Raw genomic sequence first — 9,495 nt, forward strand, 5'->3', positions numbered from 1 at the left:
GAGGGGCGGGGTGGGCGGGGCGGGGGGCCGGGCGGGTCACTCCTCCGGCGGCTCGACGAAGAGCGCGGCCAGCCGGGGCAGCCGGCGCCGGGCCTCGTCCTCGTCGTCGAAGTCCCAGAAGTCGTTGAGGTCGGGCACCGCGACCGGGTCCCGCTCCGCCGGCAGCTCGGTCGCGGTCGCCTTCCGGTACGCCTCCCACGGCACCGTGAGCATGTCCTCGCACTCGAACTCCTCGCCGCTGAGCGCGGCGGACCGCACCCGGGGCAGCTCCGCCAGGGAGTCCGGGTCGCTCACCGCCCGGGCGAACACCGTCCGGCCCTGAGTCATCAGCCAGCCCCGGAAGTACTCGAAACCGTCGTCCGAGGCGCCCCCGTTGATCAGGTAGGCCGCGCCCCAGAGGTCGACCCGGTAGGAGGCGGACAGCACCCGCTGCTGGTGGCGCGCGTACCCGACGATGTCCTCCGGGTCCCGCTCGGCCAGCAGGGCGACCGCGCGGGCGGCGACCGCGTCGCCCTCTCCCCCGGCGCCGGCCCGCGCCTCGTCGATCAGCTGCCAGAAGTCGTCGGTCCTCATGGCCTGGCAGTCTCCCAGACCCGCTCCCGGGCACGATCCGGCAGCGGGAACATGGCGGCGAGTCGCGGGTACCGGCGGGCCAGTTCGGCCCGGTCGCCGAGATCCCACCGCTCGTCGACGGGGTCGGGCGAAGAACCCAGCTCCCGCCCCCGGGCCTCGACGGCCTCGTCCAGGCCCTCCTCCTCGCCGGTGACCCGCTCGTACGCCTCGTCCGCGACGTAGTCCAGGCACTCCCACTCCGGCCACTCGTCCTCCGCCCACTCACGCGGGTGCCGGCCGGCGAGGCGACGCACCTGCGGGAGGTCGGCGAGCGCGTCCGGGTCGTCGGCGACCCGCTCGAAGGCCGCCCGGCCGAGCCCGACCAGCCAGGCCTGGAAGTAGTGGAAGCCGTCGTCGGAGCAGAGGCCGCCGCAGATCAGCAGCGCCGCGCCCCAGTGCCGCCAGGTGTCGACCCGGCCCCGCAGCTCGTCGAGCCGGACGGCGAAGTCCACCGCCTCGCCGGCGGGCCGCTCGGCCAGGCGGTCGGTGAGCCAGGCCAGCCGCTCGTCTCCGCTGGCGGTGACGGCGGCGGACCGCTCGATCAACGCCCAGAACTCGTCCATGCGCATTGGGCGGATGCTGCCAGCGCGGTACGACAGGAAGCCGGGACGGGCGGCGCGGCTGGGCGGGGGCGCACCGGCGGGGCAGCATGGTGGGCGTGCCCGCGCTCCCGGTGCCGTACCACGCCACCGCCGTCCGGCCGGACTGGTCGGCGCTGCCCGCCGGGCTGCGCGCCGCGGTGGTGGACCGGCTCGGCGCGCCGGTGGTGTCGGCGCGGACCGCGACAGCGGGTTTCACCGGCGGGTTCGCCGCCCTGCTGACGGGCGCGGACGGCCGCCGGATCTTCGTCAAGGCCGCCGACCTGACCCACCAGCGGCACCTGGCCGACTGGTACGCCCGGGAGGCGGCGGTCCTCGCCCGGCTCCCGGCCGGCCTGCCGGTCCCCCGCCCACGCTGGGCGCTGACCGCGTCCGGCTGGTACGCGCTCGCCCTGGACGCCGTCGACGGCCGCACGCCCCGGCTGCCCTGGGACCGGACCGAGCTGGACGCCGTCCTCGCCGGGTACGCCGAGCTGGCCGCCGCGCTGGCCGACCCGCCCACCGAACTGGTCGCCCTCGGCCTGCCCCGCCTGGCCGACCTGGCCCGCGACGACATCCTGTGGTGGGGCGAGGTGGCTGCCGGGCGCGAACCGCCGCCACCGATGCCGGCTGCCGCGCACGGCCGCCTGCCCGAGCTGGTCGCACTGGAGTCCCGGCTGCCCGGGTACGCCGCCGCCGGCCGCGGCCTGGTCCACGGCGACCTGCGGATGGACAACGTGCTGCTCGACGCCGGCGGGCGGGCCTGGTTCTGCGACTGGAACTGGGTCTGCCACGGCCCCGCCTGGTTCGACCTGGCCGGCCTGCTGATCACCGGGTACGCCGACGGGCTGCCCGTGGACGCGATCTTCGCCGGCCATCCGGCCACGGTCGGCGCCCCGCCGGACGCCCTCGACGTGACGCTGGCCGCACTGGCCGGCTACTACCTCACCTCCGCCGCCGCCGGCCCGCCACCGGCCCCACCCGTCCCGCACCCCGCACCGGCGGTCTCCCCGCACCTGGGCGCGCACCAGCGGTTCAGCGGGGAGCAGGCGCTGCGCTGGCTGGCCGTCCGGCGGGGCTGGAGCTGAGTCGTTTTGGCTCGTCCCGACCGACCTGGTAACCTGGCTCTTCGCGCAGCGATGACGCCTGCTTGTCGCGCGCAGAAGCAGACCAAACCGAGCTATCAAGACGAGGCTGTCGCGTGGCGAACATCAAGTCCCAGATCAAGCGCAACCGGCAGAACGAGAAGCGCCGGCTGCGTAACAAGTCGGTCAAGTCGTCGCTGAAGACCGCCATCCGGAAGTTCAACGAGGCTGCGGAGGCCGGTGACGCCGAGAAGGCCACCGTTCTCATGCGTGACGCGGCCCGCAAGCTGGACCAGGCCGCCAGCAAGGGCGTCATCCACGCCAACCAGGCGGCGAACCGGAAGTCGGCGATCGCGAAGCGCGTCGGCTCGCTCTCGGCCTGACCGAGCGACCTCAGACCTGACCTGAAGCCCCGGGCGTCGCCCGGGGCTTCAGGCTGTCCGCCCTCCGGCACCGGACGGCCCCGCCCGGCGTCCGCCCGCCGGGTGTTGGCGCCGCCGCTCGGGCGTCGGTGCCGCGTGGGGTCTTCCCACCCGCCGTCACGCCTCGATTGACCTCGCCTGATCCACTCCGGTTGCGGCGTGTCGCGGCATCCCCGCAATCAGACACCGCGACACGCCGCAACCGGAGACGATCACAGGTGCCCACCACTCCGTGCGCGCCGGCGTCCCCTGCCCGCAGCGGGTGACGCGGCGTTGGTCCACTCCGTTTGCGGCGTGTCGCGGTGTCGCCGTGCTCGGACAGCGCGACACGCCGCAAACGGAGACGATCACAGGCGCCCACCACTCTCCGTGCGCCTCGGTGCCCTCTCGCCCGCACCGGGGACGCGACGTTCACGAGCCGACTGCGCCGCGAGTGGGCGGGCGGCCGGCAGAGATGCCTCCGCGCAGACGGGGTCGATCAGGTCAGGGTCGGTCGGCGGGGTGGCCGTCCGGGCCGGCGGGCCGGCGCAGCTCCGGCGACCAGTGCGCCTGCTGCCGCTGCCACACCGGAGCGCGCGGGGGCTCGGTGGCGACCACCATGCCGGGCAGGGTCCGAGGTACCCGCGCCCGCCCGACAACCGGCTCCATCTGCCGCCGGAACCGGTCCCGTTCCTGCTCCGGCACGAGCGCCGCCGAGCGGACGACCCGCTCGGCCACCATGTCGTTGAGCTTGACCATCAGGGCCACGGCGGCGGGCAGCACCACCACCGCCCACCAACTCACCAGCTCGGCCAGGGCGAGCAGCACGGCGAGCGCCACCGCGCCTTCGAAGAAGAGGAAGCAGAGCACCCCACCCGGGTTGACGACGCGCAGCCCGAGCGCCCGGGCGTAGAGCGGGCGGTACCGCTCGTCCTCGCCGGGCACGGTGCTCCACGCCGTCCGGGTGGGGCCGGTCACCGGGCGCCGCCCCGCCGGGCGGCCGCGACGGAGAAGACCGCCTTCTCCAGCGCGTACGCCCGGTCGTCCGCGCCGCCCTTGACCGCCGCGTTGCACTCGGCGGCGGCCCGCATCGCCTCGACCAGGCCCTCCGGGGTCCAGCCCCGGGCCCGTTGCTGCGCGTTCTTGATCTTCCAGGCGGGCATGCCGAGGATGCTGGCGAGCTGGTACGGGTCGCCCCGGCCGGCGGCGGCGACCCGGGCCACGGTGCGCACCCCGTCGGCGAGGGCGTCGGCGATCGGCACCGGGTCGACGCCGACGTGCAGGGCCCAGCGCAGTGCCTCCAGCGCCCCCGGGACGTCACCGATCATGGTCGCGTCGGCGACCGTGAAGCCGGTCACCTCGACCCGGCCCCGGTAGTACCGGGCCACCGTGTCGGCGCCGATCCGCCCGTCGGTGTCGGCGATCAGCTGGGAGCAGGCGGCGGCCAGGTCCCGCAGGTCCCCACCGACGGCGGCGATCAGCGCCTCGGCGGCGTCCTCGGTGCACTTCCCGCCGCTTCGGCGGATCTCGTCCCGGACGAACGCCACCCGGTCCCGGTGCCCCTTGAGCTTCATTGCGGGCACCACGGTGGCACCGGCGGCCTTCAGCCCGTCGGCGAACGCCTTGCCCTTCGCCCCGCCCAGGTGCAGCACCACCAGCTGGACGTCCGGGTCGGGGTTCTTCGCGTACGCGAGCAGCGCGGTCGCGAGATCCTTCCGGGCGTCCTGGCCGGCCCGGAGCACCAGCACCCGCCGCCCGCCGAAGAGCGAGGGGCTGAGCATCTCGGCGATCTCGCCGACCGTCAGCGACCCGGCCTGGTACTCGCGGACGTCCACGTCGGGGTCGACGCTGCGGACCTTCGCCACCGCTTCCGTCACCGCGCGCGTGGCGAGCAGCTCCTCATCGCCGAGGACGAGCAGAATGGGAGGGAGGCTGGCGGCGGTCACGCCGCCCATCTTGGCACGCTCCACCGGGCGATCGTGCCTGGTCACCGGCGGCTGTGACGGCGGACCCCGCACTCAGCGCAAATCCAGACATTTACGTTAATGCGGGCCCACCCCCATAATGCGCCTCGATCCGGCGACCCCCTCGACCCGGTCACCGCCGTCCCGGCGCAACTCCCCGCGTCACCACCGCCAGGCCGTGCCGGCCGGTCACCACCGCCACGTCCCCGTCCGTGTCGGTACGCAGCACCCGCACTCCGTTGCGGGCCAGCCGGGCCAGCACCGACGGGCTGGGGTGCCCATAGTCGTTGTCGACGCCGACCTCGACCAGCGCGACGGCGGGCCGGACCGCGTCGAGGAACGCCGGATCCTGGTACGCGCTGCCGTGGTGGGCGACCTTGAGCACCTCGGCCCGCAGGCCGTCGGGCGGCACCCGGTCGAGCAGGGCGCGCTGCTCCTCGGTCTCGGCGTCCCCGGCGAGCAGGATGCGCACCCCGGCCACGGTGGCGCGCAGCACCAGGGAGTTGTTGTTCGGGTCGGACCGGGTGCCGTGCAGCGGGTACGGCGGACCGAGCGCCACCAGCTCCACACCGCCCGCCCGGTACGACCAACCCGCCTCGGTGGCCCGGAGAACAACAGCGCCGGCCGCCGCGACGAGGTCCCGCCCGGCCGCCGGCTCGGCGAGCCCCGGGGTGCGTACCTCGACCACGCGCCGCCCCCGGAAGACCCCGGCGACACCGCCCACGTGGTCGGCGTGGAAGTGGCTCACCACCAGCAGCGACACCTCCCGTACGCCGAGTCGGCGCAGGCAGCCGTCCACGGCGGACGGTTCCGGGCCGGCGTCGACCACCACGGCCCGACCGGCCGCCACCGGCAGCACCAGCGCGTCACCCTGGCCCACCGCGCAGCCGACGATCAGCCAGCCGGCCGGCGGCCACCCGCTGGCGAGGATCCGGACGGGCAGGGTCCCGAGGATTACCGCGGCGGTGCCGACCGCCACCAGCCGGCGCACCACCGGCCGCCGGGTGGCGAGCAGCAGCGCCACGGTCAGGCCGGCCAGCAGCAGCGCACCCGGCACCCCGCCGGGCCAGGGCAGCGTGCCCGCCGGCAACCGAGCGCCGACCCGGGCGACGGTCACCAGCCACCAGGCCGGCCAGCTCGCCAGCCAGGCGGCGAACTCGGCGCCGGCCGGCCACACCGGCGAGACGGCGGCGGCCAGCACCCCGAGCACCGTGGCGGGCGCGATGGCGGGCACCGCCAGCAGGTTCGCCGGCACCGCGACCAGGCTGACCGTGCCGGAGATGCCGGCCACCACCGGCCCGCAGGCGAGCTGCGCCGCCGCCGGAACGGCCAGCGCCTCAGCCAACCCCGCAGGTACGCCCCGGCGGCGCAGCGCGTCCCGCCACCTCGGCGCGAGCAGCAGCAGTCCTCCGGTGGCCAGTACGGAGAGCGCGAAGCCGGCGTCCCCGGCCAGTTCGGGGTCCACCAGGACCAGGACAGCCACTGCGGCGCTCAGCGCGGGCAGCGCCGCCCGGGGACGCCCGGCGGCCAGCGCGGCCAGCCCGATCGCCCCCATGGTCGCGGCCCGTACCACGCTCGGCGAGGGTCGCACCAGGATCACGAAGCCGACCAGGGCCAGCCCACAGAGCACCGCCGCCACGCCCGGGCCGGCCCGCGCCCAGCGGACCAGCAGCAGTACCGCACCCACCACGATCGCCACGTTGGAGCCAGAGACGGCGTTGAGGTGCGTCATCCCGGTGGCCCGGAAGTCCTCCTCCACGGTGGCCGGCAACTGGCTGGTGTCCCCCACCACCAGCCCAGGAAGCAGCCCGCCCTGGTCGTCCGGGAGCGGGGCGCAGGCCCGTTGCAGGCCGGCGCGGAGCGTACCGGCGGCCCGCTGGAGCCACGGCGGTGGACCGTGCGCCACCGGCGGACCCGGCACGATCAGCACGGCGGCGGTCAGGTCTCCCCCGCGCGGCGCGGTCAGCCGCCCCTCGGCGGTGAGCCGCTGCCCCGGCAGCCGCCCGCGCCATGCCGGGTCGGTGGCCAGCACCAGTACCCGTACCGGGGCGCTCACCCGCCGGCCGTCGGAGTCGCTGAGGCGGGTCAGCTCGGCGGTCACCAGCAGGGTCGCCGGTCGACCGGGAGCGCCACGGATCGGGCGGGGATCGTCGCGGAGCACCAGCTCAGCGGTGACCCGGACCCGGTCGTCAACCAGGGCGCGCAGCGGGGCGGCGTCGCGCACGTGCAGGCGGGCGGCGGTGGCGCTGGCGCCGCACACCACCCCGATCAGCACTGCGACGGCGATCCAGCCGTACCGGCGGACGGGCCCGGCCGGACGGCCGAGCACGCCGAGCAGGTGTGCGGCGCCGAGGGCGGCGAGACCGGCGGCGGTGGCGGCGAGTAGCGCCGCCGACGGCGCGGTGAGGTGCAGACAGGCCAGCGCGGCCAGCCATGCCGCCACCGCCAGGCCGGCGAGCCGCAGGTCCGGCGGCTCGCCGGACGGCTCCGCTACCGGTGTGTTTCCACGGTTCTTTGCGCCGCCGGCATCCTCCACTGTCGGCCTCACACCGTCACCAGGTCCTTGAGCTGCTCGTAGCGGGCGTCGCCGATGCCCTCGACCTGGCGCAGGTCACCGACCGAGCGGAACCCGCCGTGCTGGTCGCGGTGGGTCAGGATGCGCTGGGCGAGCACCGGACCGACCCCGGGCAGCCCGTCGAGCTGCGCCAGCGTCGCGGTGTTGAGGTTGACCCGACCGCCCGGAACGGCCGGATCACCGCCGGCCGGGGGCGCGGCGGCGCCGGGCTGGCCGGGTGGCGCGGAGACCCCGACCAGGATCAGCTCGCCGTCGGCCACCTTGCGGGCCGGGTTGAGCAGGGCCACGTCCACGCCGGGAAGCGCGCCACCGGCCGCCTGCACCGCGTCGGCGACCCGCGCGCCGGCCGGCACCCGCACCAGGCCAGGGCGGCGTACCTTGCCGGCGACCGCGACGACCAGTTCGCCGGAGGGCGTCGCGGTCGCCTCGGGAGCGGTGGACACCTCGGGCGCGGACACCGACGCCACCGGGCGGACCGGCTCGGCCTGCGGCCGGGACCGCCAGGCCCAGAAGCCGGCCCCGAGCACCACGACCACCGCGACGGCGGCCAGCGCCCGCACACCGCGGCGACCGGGATCGAAGGCACCCGGCCCGGGCAGCCGCGACGCCGGGGCGACGGTGGCAACGTCCTCGTCGGGAGGCGGTATCCCGTAGTCGGCCTCATCGGCGGGTGCCCAGGGGGGCGGTGTCGTCGGGGCGGAACGTCGCGGCCGGCCGGACCGGGACGGTGGCGCGGCGAGGTCGGTGGACGGGCCGAGCGGGGATGCGGAAGCCCAACCGGCGACCGGACCGGACCGAGAAGTGGGTGCCGAATCCGCGACGGTGCCGAACCGGGACGCCGGAGCCGACGCAGCGGACGGGGACGCTGGGGCCGACCCAGCGAACGGCCCGGACCTCGACGACGGAGCCGGGTTGGTGCGGGCTGTCGTGGTGGGCCGGGGACGGGACGCGCCGTCCCCCGACGGCGGCGCCCCGGCCAGCCGGAGCAGCCGCTGCCGCACCATCGTCTCCTCGTCTTGTGACACGCGGCGAGGCTAGAGAGGAAAGGGCGGGCGCCACCGGCGGTCGGTCACCGCCTGTGGACGGGGCGGGGCCCTGTGGACAACGCCCTGATCATGCGCCGCCGTGTTATGTGGAATCGCGCATCAGCGGGCCTTCGAAGGGCCTGACGACTGGTGGGATCCAGGCGCACCTGGCCGAGGTGTATGGCGCCGAGGTGTCACGGCAGACGATCTCGATGATCACGGACAAGGAGTCTGAGCCGGAAACAGCAAGGGGCCCTACCCCCTCGCGATGGAGAGAGTCGGGCCCTTGGTGCTACTTCCGTATCGCGCCTACGCCGGGGCCTCGTTGTCCATGACGTGCACCCGTCGCGGCTCGGGCAGCCCGTAGATTTGCGCCCACCACCGGACGACACCGAGGGCGATCCGCTCGGCCACCGGCTTGTTGTCAGCCACTGCCTCGACGGTCATGTTCGTCAGATTTCCGTGCACGCCAGCGGAGATCAATCGACCCTTGGTCTCGTCAGGCATGGGTCCGTCAGGCTCGTTGTACGGGCTGACCGGGGCGGCGTCGTACTTCACCATCACGATCCACGTCTGCCCCTCCTTCATGACGTCAAGGTCGTGACCGAACATCTGGCGCACCTTCCGCACGAGGCCACGGGCGAACGGAGCTGCCTCCTGGATGATCTGCCAGGCTTCCTTAGTGACGGGGTCCATGTCGGCGGGCTCCTCGCGGTTGAGCAGGTACGTGATTGCCAGCCAGTCCTCAACCGTGAGGTTGAGTCGGCGCGGATCTTCACCCACGGCAAGATCCTCTCACGCGACATTTGAGCAGGCAGAGCCCCGGATGGTGACGTCACCGGGTCCTTCTTTGGCGAGCACCGGCGGGCAGTCGACTCGCTGACGCCAGCCTGGCGGCCACCTGAGCGGGCTTGGCGTCAGGCCCCATCTCGGCGGCGACCTCCACCTCGGCGGCGTTCGTCAACACCTTCGGCCGGACGCGGCGAACGGGATGACGGGTGGATTGCCCGAGCGCACGTCAAGGCCTGCTGGTGTGAGGCGGCCGAGGCGGCATGGATGGCCGACGAGCGGAGGACGGAACCAGGCGCAGCAAGGCTGACTGACGGGGGCGCCGGGACTCAAGGGGTTCTACCCCCACCCCCGCCGGTGCTCACGGTCATTGGGCCTGACCCGCTTTGACGGACATCCGAGATCAGGAGCCGGTGGGCTCCGGGAGGATGTCCAGCATCATGGAGAGCATGGGTAAGAAGCGGCC

The 9,495-nt window shown here is 74.9% G+C and carries 8 protein-coding genes and 1 pseudogene; 2 read left to right on the forward strand and 7 right to left on the reverse strand.

The window, feature by feature from the left end; translation table 11 throughout:
• Positions 1-36: 36 nt before the first annotated feature.
• Positions 37-573: a DUF4240 domain-containing protein gene (locus M2302_RS12740; protein WP_280838109.1), complete on the reverse strand. Its 537-nt coding sequence runs from the start codon at positions 571-573 to the stop codon at positions 37-39.
• Positions 570-1,181: a DUF4240 domain-containing protein gene (locus M2302_RS12745; RefSeq protein ID WP_280838110.1), complete on the reverse strand. Its 612-nt coding sequence runs from the start codon at positions 1,179-1,181 to the stop codon at positions 570-572. The genes M2302_RS12740 and M2302_RS12745 overlap by 4 nt, the downstream gene beginning before the upstream one ends.
• Before the next feature lie 80 nt (positions 1,182-1,261).
• On the opposite strand from M2302_RS12745, the gene M2302_RS12750 reads away from it, so the two are divergent.
• Both M2302_RS12750 and rpsT read left to right on the forward strand, forming a co-directional pair.
• Positions 1,262-2,278, forward strand: coding sequence for a phosphotransferase (locus tag M2302_RS12750; protein WP_280838111.1), 1,017 nt, complete (start codon positions 1,262-1,264; stop codon positions 2,276-2,278).
• Between the two features lie 113 nt (positions 2,279-2,391).
• Positions 2,392-2,658: a 30S ribosomal protein S20 gene (rpsT, locus tag M2302_RS12755; RefSeq protein WP_154942482.1), complete on the forward strand. Its 267-nt coding sequence runs from the start codon at positions 2,392-2,394 to the stop codon at positions 2,656-2,658.
• Positions 2,659-3,180: 522 nt separating this feature from the next.
• Here the strand turns inward: rpsT and M2302_RS12760 are convergent.
• From M2302_RS12760 to M2302_RS12780, 5 genes and pseudogenes are all read right to left on the reverse strand, one after another.
• Positions 3,181-3,654: a hypothetical protein gene (locus M2302_RS12760; protein ID WP_280838112.1), complete on the reverse strand. Its 474-nt coding sequence runs from the start codon at positions 3,652-3,654 to the stop codon at positions 3,181-3,183.
• Complete coding sequence (gene holA, locus M2302_RS12765; RefSeq protein ID WP_280838127.1) at positions 3,651-4,631, reverse strand: DNA polymerase III subunit delta; 981 nt, start codon at positions 4,629-4,631, stop codon at positions 3,651-3,653. Before holA ends, M2302_RS12760 begins: the two co-directional genes overlap by 4 nt.
• A gap of 142 nt (positions 4,632-4,773) precedes the next feature.
• A complete protein-coding gene (locus M2302_RS12770; RefSeq protein ID WP_280838128.1) occupies positions 4,774-7,176 on the reverse strand; it encodes a ComEC/Rec2 family competence protein in 2,403 nt (800 codons plus the stop codon).
• An 8-nt stretch (positions 7,177-7,184) separates the two neighbouring features.
• A pseudogene (locus M2302_RS12775) lies at positions 7,185-7,826 on the reverse strand (ComEA family DNA-binding protein); the annotation flags it as partial.
• 723 nt (positions 7,827-8,549) lie between these two features.
• Entirely contained in the window at positions 8,550-9,023 is a 474-nt protein-coding gene (locus M2302_RS12780; RefSeq protein ID WP_280838113.1) for a hypothetical protein, read from the reverse strand.
• Positions 9,024-9,495 lie beyond the last annotated feature (472 nt).

It is taken from the genome of Micromonospora sp. A200, from assembly GCF_029893845.1.
Classification (GTDB): domain Bacteria; phylum Actinomycetota; class Actinomycetes; order Mycobacteriales; family Micromonosporaceae; genus Micromonospora; species Micromonospora purpureochromogenes.